Raw genomic sequence first — 13,897 nt, 5'->3', positions numbered from 1 at the left:
TCCGCGGTAGCGGATGGGTGTGTAGGCTCTTTGTACGCCTCACCGAGTCAGAGACTCATCGCCAGAGGGCACTCACCCGTCTGCTACCGCGGACGGTACTGACCTCAACCAGATAAGATGCGCGACGCCACTCTTCGATTCATACGCAATCAGGCCTGCGGGGTAGCGCGGGCGTGCTCGAAGGCATGGCCGAGGCGCAGAATTGTGCCTTCTTCGAAATGACGCCCAAGAATCTGCATTCCGATAGGCAGGCCATCGGCAGACGAGCCACACGGCACTGAAATTCCTGGAATTCCCGCAAGCGAAGCCGTGACTGTGAAGATATCGGCCAGATACATGGCCAGCGGATCGTCGGACTTTTCCCCGATCTTGAATGCCGGAGTGGGAGTCGTGGGCGTGACGATCGCATCGACTTCCTTGAATGCCTCGAGAAAATCTCGCGCAATGAGAGCGCGCACCTTCTGCGCTTTCAAATAATAGGCGTCGTAGTAGCCGGCGCTGAGCGCGTAAGTCCCAAGCATGATGCGGCGCTTGACCTCCGGACCAAAGGCCTCATCACGGCTAAGCCGATACATCTCCGAGAGCGTCTTCCCATTCCGGGAACGATATCCGTAGCGCACGCCATCGTAGCGGGCGAGATTCGACGAAGCTTCCGCGGTAGCGATGATGTAATACGCAGGAATTGCGTACTTCGTATGCGGAAGCGAGATCGACTTGACCTCGCATCCAGCTTTCGCGAGCAGATCGATCCCGCTCTGCACGGCGGCGCCAACCGCCGAGTCCATCTCTGCCGGAAAGTACTCTTTGGGGACACCAATGCGCAAGCCGCGAACGGGCTTCCCGATCTCCTGCTCGTAATCGGGAACCTGCGCGGCGGAGGAAGTAGTGTCCATGGAATCATGTCCTGCCATATGGCGCAGCAGAATCGCAGAATCCTTCACCGACTTCGTCAGGGGCCCGATGTGGTCCAGCGACGAGCCGAATGCGATCAGCCCGTAGCGGGAAATCCGTCCGTACGTCGGCATCAGGCCAACCACTCCACAGAATGCGGCGGGCTGCCGGATTGAGCCACCCGTATCCGATCCTAGGCTCGCCACTGCGGTGCCTGCAGCAACCGACGCTGCCGAGCCTCCGCTCGAGCCTCCCGGCACGCGGCTCGGATCGCGCGGATTGCGGACCGGACCCCACGCCGAGTTCTCGTTCGATGAGCCCATGGCGAACTCGTCACAGTTGAGCTTTCCCAAAACGATCGCGCCCGCCTGCTCAAGACGAGATACAGCAGTCGCATCGTATGGCGGGACGTAGTCGCCGAGAATCTTGGAGCCTGCGGTAGTGCGTGCTCCCGAAGTGACGATTACATCTTTTACCGCCATGGGAACGCCACCCAGCGGCGGCAGCGGCTCGCCCGCATCGGCGATCTTGTCGAGCTTCTGCGCTTGGCTCAGGGCACGTTCGCGAGTGAGGTTAAGGTAAGCGTTTGTCTGGCCCGGTTTGCGATCTTCGTTCTCGATTTTGCTGTAGAACTTCTCGACCAGAGCGACAGCGGTGGTCTGACGCTCCTGCACTGCAATGCGCGCAGAGCTAACGGTGAGCAGATTGAGATCGAGGGCTCCAGCCATATGCTATCGCTCGATCACTTTCGGCACGCGGAAGAAGGACCCATCGCTATGGGGCGCATTCTGCAGGGCGAGTTCGCGCGGCAGGCACGGCCGCAGCTCGTCGGCGCGCAGAGGATCGGAGGCAGTCCCGTTTCCGGAAACACTCTGCACCTGAGCCATCGGCTCCACGTTGCGGGTATCGACCTCGGAAAGCATGTCGATGTAGCCGAGGATCGAGTTCAGATCTTTTTCCATGCGTTCGCGCTCGACCGATGACAGCTGCAGATTCGCCAACGCAGCAACATATTCAACGTCTTTTGGCGTTATTTTCATCGCCCTAAATCGTATCGAATTCGTTCAACGTTTACGCCGGTCAACTGCAGAATCTTGGCCTTGTAATGAGGAGAGAAGTCTTCGAGCTGCGATTGCCAGCTCCGGTCTGAAACGCGAATCTGCAAAATTCCGTTTTCGTACGACAAGGCCTGCGTTCGGCCTGCTACGGCCGATCCACATGCAAGCGGCCAGGCCAGCATAACCGCTTCTTCGGCAGGTGCGTCCTTCAGCACGCGTGCAGCCAGTGAGTTTAAGTCGTTTCGCGCAGACTGCATCATTTATCGTGCACTCTGGCTGGTAGCCGTGCGCTCGGCTTCTACTTCGGCGCGGAAGTAATCGAGCGACAACCGCAAGCCGCTCGGCAAATCGATCTTAGGCTCCCATCCGAGCAGCTTATGAGCTTTCGTGATGTCCGGACGGCGCTGCTTGGGATCATCCTGGGGCAGCGGCAGATGCTTGATTCCGCTTTTGGAATTCGTGACCCGCAACACCTCGCGCGCACATTCGAGAATTGTGAATTCCCCCGGATTTCCCACGTTCGTGGGCTCCTGCTCGCTCGACCATGCAAGCTTCAATATGCCGTCAATTTCATCGCTCACGTAGCAGAAGCTGCGTGTCTGGCTGCCATCACCGTAGACGGTTAGATCCTCGCCGCGCAGAGCCTGCTTCATGAAGTTCGAGATCACGCGGCCATCGTTCATCTGCAGGCGTGGGCCATACGTATTAAAAATGCGCACAATGCGCACGTTCACTTTGTGATAGCGACGGTAGGCCGTCGTCGTCGCCTCGGCAAAACGTTTGGCTTCGTCGTAAACCGAGCGCGGACCCACCGGATTCACGTGTCCCCAGTAAGTTTCCTTCTGCGGATGTTCGAGAGGATCGCCATAGCATTCCGACGTGGACGCCAGAAAGAACGTAGCGCGGTGCTTTCGCGCCAGTTCCAGCAGGTTGAAAACGCCCTGCGATCCGACCTGCAAGGTTTCTACTCCGTGCTCCATGTAGTCCACGGGGCTTGCCGGAGATGCGAAATCGAAGATGTAATCGACCGCTCCCGCATCGAACGCTTTGCAGATATCCTGCTGCAGAAAATTGAACTTCGGTTCTTTCTTCAGATGGTCGAGGTTGCGAAGATTTCCCGTGAGCAGGTTGTCAACTCCGAGAACGGTATGGCCTTCGGCCAGCAAGGCATCGCAAAGATGGGAGCCGAGGAAACCTGCGGCGCCCGTGACCATGATGCGAAGAGGATGACGCTTATGCAAGTCTGACATTTAGGATTCCGAGCGAGCGTTTAGTTTCAAACCAGAACTGGAGTGTTTTTCCAGTTCGGCGGCGGGCCGACCCATGCTGACATACAAAAATCCACTCTTCTGCATGCTTTCCCGGCTATAAAGGTTGCGTCCGTCCACAACGATGGGGTATCTCAACAGTTCTTTGATGCGGGCCAGATCGAGCGCGCCGAACTCTTCCCAGTCCGTCAAGATGATGAGGGCGTCGGCGCCAGTGGCGGCCTCGTAAGGACTGTCTGCATAACTTATGTCACCCGTCAGCACCGTACGTGCACGCGCCGTCGCCGCCGGATCGTAAGCCACGACCGCGCACTGCTCGCGAAGCAGCGAAAGGACAATCTCAATTGCCGGAGATTCCCGAATGTCATCGGTCCCGCCTTTGTATGCGAGACCAAGAACAGCGAGACGCTTGCCCCGCAATGTCCAGAGCGCCGTGCGAACTTTCTTCAAAAAGCGCTTTCGCTGGTCCTCATTCACGCGCACAATTTCGTCCAGCATGGGGAATTCATATCCGCACTCGCGCGCGACGGATCGAAATGCGGCGACATCCTTGGGAAAGCACGAACCGCCATACCCGATTCCCGCGCGCAGGAACCGGTTCCCAATGCGGGAATCTGCTCCGATACCGCCAGCGACCTCCTCGATGTCTGCATCCACCGCCTCGCAGACATTGGCGACGGCATTGATGAACGAAATCTTTAAAGCCAGAAACGCGTTGGAAGCGTGTTTGATGAGTTCCGCACTCTTTGCGCTGGTCACGAGCACGCGCGCTTGAGTTGGCGCGCCGGCCGGCGCTGGCACTACTGCCGGTCGCTGGTAGTAGGAACCGTCTGCCAGAGGCGCATAGATTTTGCGCACCACTTCGACAGCCCGCTCGGAATCGGCCCCGATTACGATGCGATCCGGATACAGAAAATCGGAGACTGCCGTACCCTCGCGCAGGAATTCGGGGTTGGAGACAACATCGAAATCCCCCGCGTGAGCGCCCGCCAATTGCATCACTCGGCGTACCCACTGATTTGTGTAAACGGGTACGGTGCTTTTTTCCACCACGACTTTGTAGCCGTTCAGCGATCGTGCGGTTTCACGCGCGACTGCCTCGACATAAGAAAGGTCTGCATCGCCGCTGTCGAGTGGAGGCGTTCCAACAGCGATAAAAATGGCAGAACTGGAGCGCACGGCCTCCTCCAGGTCGGAGGAGAATGTTAGCCGTTGACCACGATGCCGCGCGAGCAGTTCAGGAAGGTACTGCTCATGGATGAGGGTTTCGCCTTGCTTAAGAGCGGCGATTTTCTCCTCATCGTTATCGACGCAGACCACGTCGTGTCCGATCTCTGCAAAGCATGCGGCAGCAACTAGACCGACATAACCCGAACCTACAACAGCAATTTTCATGCGAAGGGAACCCCTCAGGGGACTTTTTCAATATATCGCAGTCGAAAAGCGCGGCTATCGGCTGTCGGCGTTCGGCCACACCGCCATTGTCGCTTCAAAACCGCACAATCAGGACTCTGCATAATTGTTTCCGAGGAGCGCATGCGGTTCTCGATCTTCGCTAGCAATGTCTTTTGGCCGAAGCCGAGTGCCCGACAGCCGATAGCCTCTTTTCTCAGTGATGTCCTGCTCCGTGCGAATGCTGATGCCCTCCGGACTTCATTTCCTGATGCTCTTCCTGCTCTTCCTTGAACACTTCAGGAATTCCCAGGCTTCCCTTTTCGGGAAGGTGGCGAAGGTACCGTACGATCTTCCACATCTCATCGTCTTCGAGAATGCCTTTCCAGGCGGGCATGCCGGACGGATTGATGCCATTCACGATGATCCAGTGCAGTTGACCGTCGGTGTAGCCCTGGACATCTTGGGATTTCAAATCCGCCACAGGCGGTGACATCTGCTGCGCGAAGGGAACACCCGTGTTCTGACCATCAAGTCCGTGGCAGATTTGGCAGTGATGGCCGAAGTGTTCTTTTCCCTCGTTGACGCTGGCTTGAGTATCGGGAACCGGATTCTGGTCGTCTTTGCCACCGATGGTGACCTTCTGCTTCACCTCGGTCATGACTTTGTTTTCAACTGATCCGGGACGGCTTACCTTACATCCAATGCCTGCGAGGACGACACAAACCACGACTGCGAGCGTGCGCTGCATTGTCACCTCCACGATCGGAGTAGAAACCGCAAGGCACAACATCATACTTCGAAAGTGTCAGCCGCTTCAGGTAAACGGCTAAGCGGAGGCTGCAGCCGCGTGTCGAATTACCCGCATCAGGCAGACGATTGTCATATCGTTCGGCTCGTGGTTGCCGCGGAAGCCGGCGATGGAGAACTGTGGACCAAATCGGGAAGGCTGATCGGAGAACTTGACCGCGCTCTCCAGGACGTCGTGGCATAGTTGCTGCGCCGAGAAGAATTGCCGGCTCTCGAGCACTTCTCGCACGCGCGCCGCCCCGAACTCCTGCTTACCTGAAGTGGCTTCAATCACACCCTTCGAGACCAGCACGATCGAAGATCCCGGCGCACCCACCGATACCGCCGCGTCGTGCGTCGCGTGGGAAAACAAGCCAAAGGGCAGGCCGGTTGAATCAAGCTGGACGGTCTCACTGGTGCTGCGGACCAGCGCCGGAGTATGTCCTGCGTTGATGTAGTGCAAAAGCCCAAACTGCTCATCCAAGCATCCGAGGAAAGTCGGCGCGGGACGCACACCTCCGGCTGCCTGAATGACCGTGCGATTCAATTCCAGTGCGAGCTCGGTAATTGCGTCGGAAACATTTGCGTCCTCGTCTTCAAGCAAAGCGCGAGCGCGTTCCGCCAGAACATCCTGCAACGCTGCGGCTACATGCATAGCCTCATCGCGCTGCCCGGCAACATCGGAGAGCAAAAACAACATGCGGGTGTCGCTGATCGGAACAAAGTCGAAGTAATCCCCTCCTAACCGTGATCCGCGATACAGAGCGGACACGCTCAGGTCGTCGCGATCCGGCAGCACCGCAGGACGCGGCAGGCGCAGGTTCGAATTGGGAACTTCGCGCTCAAAAAATCGCATGGAAACAGACATGTGGCGGGGGTGTGGTTGAACATACCACACTCTGGCACTTAGGCAAGCGCTCATCGAAGCTCAAAAGCAAAGCGGCCGGTGCGCGGCCGCTTTCCTCAATCCAAAGACTGGTGCGAGACTACGTTTTTGACTCCTCGAGCATGCCCTTTTCCATCTTTTCCTGGCACGCGATGCAGTAGCGAGTCCAGGGAACGGCTTCAAGCCGCTTGGGATTGATTTCGTTTCCGCAGTTGATGCATTCGCCGAAGCTGCCTTCGCGAATGCGACCTAATGCTTTCTCAACCATGCTCAGGAGCTGGCGATCGTTGTTGCTCTGGGCAAACAGAAATTCTTTGGTATAGGAATTGGCAGCGCGGTCGGCGATGTCCTGTGCGGCTTCGGCATCGGCGATCCGTCCGTCTTCCTGCGTGCGCGACACCACGCGGCGCAGCTCCTGTTGCCTCTGTTCGAGCTGCTTTTTGAACTGTTCCAGCCGCTTCTTTTCCATAGTTACCTGCATTCTCAGCTATCCCCCACGTAATGACGAAACATATATAGATGCCGTCCTGGTGATGTGGGGAAACAGAAATCATAACACCGGCTCTCTGCCGCCAGCTATCGGCTCTCGGAAACAGGCACTGGGCAATCAGCATTCGGCCATCGGCCGAGGCAGACGAAAGGCAACAGCAAAAACCTGACGCGGATTGCGCGGATGCTTCGCCCGCGGATCAACGCGGAAGGCGAACGAAAAACAAAAGAATTAGCAACACCGGCAATCCGCAATTGGTTAGGGAGGGTGGGCATCCAATTCAGACTTCTTACCGCTCGAATCTTCCGCGTAATCCGCGGGCGAAGCATCCGCGCAATCCGCGTCGGGTTTTGACTTTGGTTTTCGGCCGAGAGCCATGCAAGAAAAAAGCCCTCAAACGAGGGCTTGTTTCAAGAGGCAAGGTGGAGGGAACCGTTCAGGGCAGGAGACGCAAGGCGCCGGCGCGCATCACTGCGACCGGGCAAAAGTGAAGAAGCTTTCCAAGGTGACAGACCAAAGGTCTCAAGTATGCTGCCTCTTTCGTTGCCAATCCCTTAAGCACTTAAAAAACCAAAGTGGCGCCTGCTAGGTGTTGAAAACGCGCAACTTAGAAATGAGCAGCATTCATGCGGGTTCCCCGACCGTTGCAATACCCTAAGTGGTCTTCAGAGAGAATAAAGGGGGCGCGCCAGCAGCGCTGGCATATGGAATCCAAGTACCACTTTTAGGCTTGCGGCTGCCCAATCTCGGTACTTTGCTCTTCCATCAGCTTGAGCTTGTTGAGCAGAGCTTTATAGCTGATCTTCAGGATTCGGGCTGCCTGGCGGCGGTTCCAGCGCGTCTCTTGCATGACCCGCTGGATGGCCTCGCGTTCCGCCTGCATAGCTGCGCGGCGTCCAATTTCGAGAAGCGAGGGGCGGTCGTCGTGGTCAACGTGCTTGGACCGGGCTGACCGAACAGGAGCCATCGGAATGTGATCGGCTGCTGGAGTTTGCTCGGTCAGGGAGGCAGGCGATGTACCGGAACCATTCGTTGCCTGCGAGTGCATGATGGGCTTGTGCGTCGAGAGCTCGCGGATGATCTGCGATTCGTTCCCGACGATCACGTAGCGCTTGACCAAATTTTCAAGCTCGCGGATGTTGCCCGGCCACTCGTACTCGATCATCCGCGAAAGCGCGTAATCACTGAATGGCGGAGGCTGCTTGCCGTAAAACTCGCTGTACTTGCGCAGAAATAGGTCAAGAAATAGCGGGATCTCTTCGCGTCGTTCGCGCAGTGGCGGGATGTGCACAGTTACGACGTTGAGGCGATAGAAAAGGTCTTCCCGAAATGCGCCTTGCGCGACCGCCTGTTCAAGGAATTTATTGGTTGCGGCCAGCACGCGGACGTCAACGGCGATATCGCGCTTGCCGCCGAGCCGCGAAAATTGCCCGTCCTGCAACACATGAAGCAGCTTGGCCTGCAGCGCGGGATGCATTTCGCTGATCTCATCAAGAAACAGCGTCCCGTAATTCGCCTGATCGAATTTGCCCAGCTTCTGGCGATTGGCGCCGGTAAATGCGCCGGGCTCGTAGCCGAAGAGTTCACTCTCGAGCAATTCGTGAGGAATGGCCGCGCAGTTCACTTTCACAAACGGCTTATCGCGTCGCAGCGACTGGTGATAGATCATGCGCGCTACTACTTCTTTTCCTGTGCCGCTTTCGCCGCGAATCAGCACCGTGGCGTTCGTGTCCGCCACTTGCTCGATGGTGTTCTTGATCTCCTCCATGCGAGCGCTGGTGCCGAAGAGCGTGGCGAAATCGCTCTGTTGGCGTACGCGGTCGCGCAACTGCCCGGCGCCGTCGGCTGACGAGCGCTTGTCAATCGCCCGTGATATTCGCGAATACAAGTCGCTGAGTTGAAAAGGGGTGGCGATGTAATCATCCGCTCCCAGTTTGGAAACGCGAAAGATCACTTCGGGAGCGGCGTGTCCGGAATAAACGATTACCGGCAGTTCGGGACGCAGTTGCTTCAGGCGCTCAAGTGTTTCGCCGCCGTCAATGGGAGGGAGCGTGTAGTCGAGCAGGACCAGGGAGGGATCGAAGCTGCGAATCGTTCGCAGGCTTTCCTCGTGGCTGCCTGCGAAGGCAATTTCGCAGTTGCGACGAGAGAGATAGTCGGCTAACGATTTTGCGGTCGTCTGGTCATCGTCGGCGATCAGAATCCTGGTTTTCGACTGCAATCGTATGCCTTTCTCTGTGGAAAACTGCGGATCGCGCGCTCAGCAGCAGAAAACAAGGTACTTACACGTGAGCAATCCTGACTTTCCAAGCCCGGCAGGCGGGCGCACTCCAAGCTTTTGCTCGAAAAACAATGTACTCAGATTCCAAAGAGTGGTACCTGGATGCCCATGTTATCCATCTTTCGGCGAATGCGGAAGGTAATTTTCAGGTACGGGATCTAACGTTGGTTTAGCGGTCGAGGGCAAAAATGAAACCAAAAAGAAAAATCCCAGCCATGGCCGACTGGGATGATGAGGATGCTATTAATCAGATCAACTTAAGCTTCTGCCTTAGGGCTGCGCAGTCGCCCGGGTGTGAAATGGTACGGCGGCCAGGGACCGCTGATGAGAATTTCACAGTTTTTCAGCTGGCGGGCGGCACTGCTGAAGCTGTTCTGGTAGCGCTCGATCGCCTTCTCGTCAATCAGGTGGGCGATATCGATGAGCATGCCGCCGGTTTCGTCCTTGCGGCAACTGACTTCTTCCTCCAGGGGATGGAACAGTCGATTTACCTGAACCGACAAGGCGCGGGCTTTGGTTTGTCGCTCACGCTGTCGGGTTGCTTTTTCGCGGAGCCGCGCCAGATATTCGCCGCCCACCGAATCGGGCAGCTCGATATCGTTCATGGCTTCCCGCAGCGAGCCGTCCTTGACCACCAGCTTCAGGTGCATTTCGGCCTTGCCCTTCAGCCGCGATACCGAATCGGTAAAGGCTTTGCGGTTGGAGCGAAGCGCGCGACGCAGGGCTTCGTCACTTTCGAAGATAGTCCCAAAACGGAACGGAAGCACGGTGGTGTTGCGGAAGCACTCGCTGACGACGCGCGCGTGCTCGATCACTGCCTGCTGATTCAATTCTCCCGGCGTGTATTCGCTTACAATCACCGCTAATTCGCCGCTGGGATACGCAAATACCTGGTTATTGCCAACTCCGGAAAGATTTTCGACCGGGAAAGGACGACGGGAACGAATAGATCCGAGGAACGCTTTCTGTTCCGTAATGCAGTACGCGTACCAAGCCATGATGCTTCTCCGTGGGCGTGCCGGGACGCAACGGTCTCAACACGGGAAAAGAACTAGGAACCGCAACTTACAAAGTTTTGGAACGGGCGACGCGAGCGACGCGTTCTCGGGGTAGAACGCGTTCACAGCAGAAACAATCCTAGACCTGCAACACAGAAGTTTGCAAGTGCTTCATTTAGCTGGACCTACGAAGACTGCCTTAGTTTACGGCAATTCGCACCCCTGCGCTTCGCCGGTTTTTACCGGAAATTTCCCAGTTTTTCCGAGTTTTACCCCTCAGTCTCGGCCTGGCAACAGGCACTGCAGCGGTCACTGTACTAAGGGTGATCAGGTCGATACCACGAACCCCTGCCGATTCGGCATCTTACAAACCGCAGAACTGCCTCGGCTTCTCTGCTCAGCTTGTCTCAAACAGCGCCCGCATCCATGCCGCGTGATCCCAATTTCGATGTCGCCAGCTTCGTTGTCCCCATTAAGAGCGAATTGAATGCAGAGATTCTGGGGCGGCGCTGGCGTAGCGTGCAAGCGATTCTCCGCTTAGCGACAATCACCGGCTCACAGATGCAACTCGGGCCTGCACTTAATCTCATCTGCGATCTGGCGGCAACCATCGTCAGCTTTGACGGTGCTTGCGTCTACTTCTGGAACGAGCCGCAGGAAAAGATGGAGCTGCGTCTGCAGCGTGGGCCGATTCAATGCAGCCCACAGGCGCCTTGGGGAGGCAACCTGCTTCATTTCTGGGTGAGCCAGCATGCAACGCCCATGGTCATCGAGAAAGGAAAGCATGAGAAAGCTGATTCGGAGCTTGAGGCAGCCGGAGCGGAGTCCGCTCTAGTCGTCCCCATGTTCGTGAAAGGACGCGTGCTTGGGTCGCTTCAACTTTTCAACAAATCATCAGAAGCTTTCACGGAAGAAGACGCGCACCTACTCTGGACGCTTTCGCTAGTCGCAGAAAATTTGTTGACACGGGAACAAGCCAGCGAGGGTCTGCTGCGCTTCGCATTTACCGACTACCTGACTGGTCTGCGTACGCGCGGTTACTTTGAACAGCAACTCGACCTTGAAGTGAAGCGTTCCGATCGCAAAGGAGAGATGTTCTCCCTGCTCATGGTCGATATCGATCATTTCAAAACGTTGAATGACACGCATGGACATCACGTAGGCGATCAGGTATTGCGCCAGGTCACATCTTTGCTGATGAAAGACATGCGTGAAGTCGATACCGTGGCTCGCTATGGCGGAGAGGAATTCGTCATCATTCTGCCGGAAGCCGAAGAGCAGGAAGCCGTCGCTGTAGCAGAGCGCGTTCGTAAGTCAGTGCAGAATTCGAACTTTGAAATTGAAGCTCTCGATGGCCACGAGAAGCTCACAATCAGCATCGGAATAGCTGTGTACGGTCGCGACGCTACCTGTCGGCAGAAGCTCATCGAATGTGCTGACGCCGCTCTATACGCCGCCAAAGGCCGCGGCCGTAATCAGGTACTTACCTATTCGCAACTGCTCGTGCAGGAGCGAAAGGAAGTTTCGTAGTTGACGATGCTCCCGGCCGGAATTCCCCATCTCGGAAACTCTAAGAGCGCCCGGCTGATGAAGGGCGGAGAACGAGATTCTGTCCATCAGCCAAGAAGCAGGAAGCAGCACGCATGGAGAGTGGTCCATGCCGCTGAGTCTAGCCGCGATCTGCTTCCGCTCATTGAAGGGCAGATCGCGCTCGGCATGCGTCCATTTCTGCTCACGCCTACGGGCAGCGGCTTCGGTCCGGTATTGCAGGAGTGCCGAAATGGAACTGCCTCGCGCATCTCGCTGCTGCAATCGTGGAATCGCGTCCGGGAATGGCGCAAAGTCCTGCAGGAAGGAACCGCGGAGATTCCCGCCGATGTGATTCATACCCATTCATTTCCTGCCGGAATGGCTGCGGTGAGAAATTCCACCGGCGTCGTTTACCAGCTGCGTCAAACCATCGAACGCGTTGCGTCTGCGGCCGGCGGCTGCGCCGAGGATTCGTGGCTGGCGCGCTCATTTCGCGTGGCCGAGCATTTCGTGCTCACGCGCGCGGCGGCCGTGGTTAGCGCGACCCATGCGCTGCGGCTCGAGTGCCTGGAGCGCGGCGTGAGTCCCGAAAATGTCTTTCTCATTCCCGATCCGGTTGACTCTGAACTGCTCGAGTCAACCGCCGATCGCAAATGGCTTGAGTTCGCCGCGAACACTTCGTCGCAATCGGTGATCTTCCTCGTTCCCGGCCTTCCGCATCACTCGGCATGGGACTTCCGCGATGCGCTTTCGCGGTGGATGCGCGTAGCCTCAGTCGTTCGCCAGGACAATCAGGAAGCGGTATTCGTGTTCCTGTGCGACGACAGCTCTGCCGAAGCGGTGCGTGAATTGGCTGCGGCATGCAGTCTGGCGCCCTGGACGCGAGCCCTCGATCCTCAGCTTCGGGCAAAGGCAATGGCCTCCGCTGACGTAGTGATCTGCGACCGCGAGCACGCCGGCGACGGATTTGCATTGGAAGCGATGGCGCGCGGCCGCGCACTGCTGGCGGCCGACGTGGAAGCTCATCGCGAGGCTACTTCTGACGGTCGTGGATGCCTCTGGTTTCGTCCGGCAGAAGTCGGAGATATAGCCTTCCGTGCGCGCTTCCTGGCCAGCAATCCGCAATTCCGACGCGCGCTCGGCGTAGCCGGCCGCGAACATTGCGCAGCCACACGCAGCTCCGAAGTTGTCGCAGCCCAGTACGACGCTGTCTATCGCATGGCGTTCAGCAAGCGCAGGGACTCGGACGCATCGCCTCCGAAAGCCCATCTGGTGCCGCTTCAGGTAGGCGGCTAGAGCCCGCACCAAGGAAAGGCGAACGAGGCAGTTTCAGGTTTCGAGTTTCAGGTTTCGGCAAAGCCAGTCCTTAGCAAGGAAGATGTTGGGGACTGGCTTTGCCGAAACACGAAACCCGAAACGCGAAACCCGAAACCTGAAACCTGAAACTGCCTTGTAAACTATGCCCGTGAAGCCCCGCATCGCCATTCCCGAGCCAACTTCGACCGATTCTGAATACAATCAGCGGGCCTTGCCCCAATATCTGAAGGCGATCGAAGGCGAAGGCGGCGAACCGGTCGTGATTCCCACCAGCGCAACTCCGCATGAAATCGCCCGGCTGGTCACAAGCTGCGAAGCGGTGCTCCTTCCCGGAAGTCCGGCCGACGTAGATCCACAAAAGTTCGGCGCTGCGAAGCACCCGCAAACCGCCGCAGCCGATCCTGGCAGAGATAATCTCGATGAGCTGCTTCTGCAGGACGCGCATAATCTTCATAAACCCATTCTGGGAATTTGCTATGGATTGCAATCGCTCAATGTGTGGCGGACGGGAACGCTGGTGCAACACATCGAGGGCACGACCGTAAATCACTCCGCCGGCAGAGCAGTTGAGTTCGCCCATAATATCCAGATCGCTCCCAAATCGAGACTTGCCTCCACGCTCGGAGCAACGCAGTTGCGTGTGAATTCCAGTCATCATCAGGCTGCCGAACGCGCCGGAGATGGCCTAAACATTGTCGCGAAGTGTCCGGACGACCATGTAATCGAAGCGCTCGAAGGAGCCGCGCCGGACCACTTTGTGCTGGCAGTCCAGTGGCATCCTGAGCGCACCTATGAAAAGGATGAGCCCTCAAAGAAGATCTTCCACGAATTTGTGAAAGCCGCCGGGGCCTGGAAGCCGAGAGAAGTATCCGAATCAGTCGGCTAGGACTGCGAGTCAGTATCGCTCCCGTTCAGTACCGTTCCCGGTAGGGAATGGGTGGTGCAGGTCAGCCTGCCTGATCCTTTGCTGCTGCGGACGTACGGCCTGCCCCATTCG

General features: G+C 57.2%; 13 protein-coding genes. 3 read left to right on the top strand and 10 right to left on the bottom strand.

The window, feature by feature from the left end; translation table 11 throughout:
• Window positions 1-149: 149 nt before the first annotated feature.
• From gatA to VFU50_10070, 10 genes are all read right to left on the bottom strand, one after another.
• Entirely contained in the window at window positions 150-1,619 is a 1,470-nt protein-coding gene (gene gatA, locus VFU50_10115) for an Asp-tRNA(Asn)/Glu-tRNA(Gln) amidotransferase subunit GatA (GenBank protein HEU5233205.1), read from the bottom strand.
• Window positions 1,620-1,622: 3 nt separating this feature from the next.
• On the bottom strand, window positions 1,623-1,931 hold the full coding sequence (gatC, locus tag VFU50_10110; protein HEU5233204.1) for an Asp-tRNA(Asn)/Glu-tRNA(Gln) amidotransferase subunit GatC: 309 nt from the start codon (window positions 1,929-1,931) through the stop codon (window positions 1,623-1,625).
• Window positions 1,928-2,209 (bottom strand): DciA family protein, encoded by a 282-nt coding sequence (locus tag VFU50_10105; GenBank protein HEU5233203.1) that lies wholly within the window; start codon window positions 2,207-2,209, stop codon window positions 1,928-1,930. The genes gatC and VFU50_10105 overlap by 4 nt, the downstream gene beginning before the upstream one ends.
• Window positions 2,210-3,199, bottom strand: a complete 990-nt coding sequence (locus VFU50_10100; GenBank protein HEU5233202.1) for a UDP-glucuronic acid decarboxylase family protein — start codon at window positions 3,197-3,199, stop codon at window positions 2,210-2,212.
• Window positions 3,200-4,612, bottom strand: a complete 1,413-nt coding sequence (locus tag VFU50_10095) for a UDP-glucose/GDP-mannose dehydrogenase family protein (protein ID HEU5233201.1) — start codon at window positions 4,610-4,612, stop codon at window positions 3,200-3,202. It lies immediately after the preceding gene.
• 214 nt (window positions 4,613-4,826) lie between these two features.
• The gene (locus VFU50_10090; GenBank protein HEU5233200.1) at window positions 4,827-5,360 is read right to left on the bottom strand and encodes a c-type cytochrome; all 534 of its coding nucleotides are present in this window, start codon (window positions 5,358-5,360) and stop codon (window positions 4,827-4,829) included.
• Between the two features lie 78 nt (window positions 5,361-5,438).
• The gene (locus tag VFU50_10085) at window positions 5,439-6,254 is read right to left on the bottom strand and encodes a SpoIIE family protein phosphatase (GenBank protein HEU5233199.1); all 816 of its coding nucleotides are present in this window, start codon (window positions 6,252-6,254) and stop codon (window positions 5,439-5,441) included.
• A gap of 130 nt (window positions 6,255-6,384) precedes the next feature.
• Window positions 6,385-6,753: a TraR/DksA family transcriptional regulator gene (locus VFU50_10080; protein ID HEU5233198.1), complete on the bottom strand. Its 369-nt coding sequence runs from the start codon at window positions 6,751-6,753 to the stop codon at window positions 6,385-6,387.
• Between the two features lie 745 nt (window positions 6,754-7,498).
• The gene (locus VFU50_10075) at window positions 7,499-8,995 is read right to left on the bottom strand and encodes a sigma-54 dependent transcriptional regulator (protein ID HEU5233197.1); all 1,497 of its coding nucleotides are present in this window, start codon (window positions 8,993-8,995) and stop codon (window positions 7,499-7,501) included.
• A 317-nt stretch (window positions 8,996-9,312) separates the two neighbouring features.
• Window positions 9,313-10,053 (bottom strand): GvpL/GvpF family gas vesicle protein, encoded by a 741-nt coding sequence (locus tag VFU50_10070; protein ID HEU5233196.1) that lies wholly within the window; start codon window positions 10,051-10,053, stop codon window positions 9,313-9,315.
• 426 nt (window positions 10,054-10,479) lie between these two features.
• Here VFU50_10070 and VFU50_10065 point away from each other — a divergent pair, with 426 nt between their 5' ends.
• The 3 genes from VFU50_10065 (at window position 10,480) to VFU50_10055 (ending at window position 13,786) form a co-directional block, all read left to right on the top strand.
• Window positions 10,480-11,583 (top strand): sensor domain-containing diguanylate cyclase, encoded by a 1,104-nt coding sequence (locus VFU50_10065; GenBank protein HEU5233195.1) that lies wholly within the window; start codon window positions 10,480-10,482, stop codon window positions 11,581-11,583.
• A 120-nt stretch (window positions 11,584-11,703) separates the two neighbouring features.
• Window positions 11,704-12,879: a glycosyltransferase family 4 protein gene (locus VFU50_10060; protein HEU5233194.1), complete on the top strand. Its 1,176-nt coding sequence runs from the start codon at window positions 11,704-11,706 to the stop codon at window positions 12,877-12,879.
• Between the two features lie 163 nt (window positions 12,880-13,042).
• Complete coding sequence (locus tag VFU50_10055) at window positions 13,043-13,786, top strand: gamma-glutamyl-gamma-aminobutyrate hydrolase family protein (protein ID HEU5233193.1); 744 nt, start codon at window positions 13,043-13,045, stop codon at window positions 13,784-13,786.
• Window positions 13,787-13,897: the final 111 nt, after the last annotated feature.

It is taken from the genome of Terriglobales bacterium, from assembly GCA_035764005.1.
GTDB lineage: Bacteria > Acidobacteriota > Terriglobia > Terriglobales > Acidobacteriaceae > Gp1-AA112.
This window is presented reverse-complemented; position numbering and strand designations above follow the sequence as displayed.

Bases quoted from the DNA above. Each gene is read 5' to 3' on its own strand.
- gatA (HEU5233205.1), bottom strand. From the start codon at position 1,619: ATGGCTGGAGCCCTCGATCTCAATCTGCTCACCGTTAGCTCTGCGCGC.
- gatC (HEU5233204.1), bottom strand. From the start codon at position 1,931: ATGAAAATAACGCCAAAAGACGTTGAATATGTTGCTGCGTTGGCGAAT.
- VFU50_10105 (HEU5233203.1), bottom strand. From the start codon at position 2,209: ATGATGCAGTCTGCGCGAAACGACTTAAACTCACTGGCTGCACGCGTG.
- VFU50_10100 (HEU5233202.1), bottom strand. From the start codon at position 3,199: ATGTCAGACTTGCATAAGCGTCATCCTCTTCGCATCATGGTCACGGGC.
- VFU50_10095 (HEU5233201.1), bottom strand. From the start codon at position 4,612: ATGAAAATTGCTGTTGTAGGTTCGGGTTATGTCGGTCTAGTTGCTGCC.
- VFU50_10090 (HEU5233200.1), bottom strand. From the start codon at position 5,360: ATGCAGCGCACGCTCGCAGTCGTGGTTTGTGTCGTCCTCGCAGGCATT.
- VFU50_10085 (HEU5233199.1), bottom strand. From the start codon at position 6,254: ATGCGATTTTTTGAGCGCGAAGTTCCCAATTCGAACCTGCGCCTGCCG.
- VFU50_10080 (HEU5233198.1), bottom strand. From the start codon at position 6,753: ATGGAAAAGAAGCGGCTGGAACAGTTCAAAAAGCAGCTCGAACAGAGG.
- VFU50_10070 (HEU5233196.1), bottom strand. From the start codon at position 10,053: ATGGCTTGGTACGCGTACTGCATTACGGAACAGAAAGCGTTCCTCGGA.
- VFU50_10065 (HEU5233195.1), top strand. From the start codon at position 10,480: ATGCCGCGTGATCCCAATTTCGATGTCGCCAGCTTCGTTGTCCCCATT.
- VFU50_10055 (HEU5233193.1), top strand. From the start codon at position 13,043: ATGCCCGTGAAGCCCCGCATCGCCATTCCCGAGCCAACTTCGACCGAT.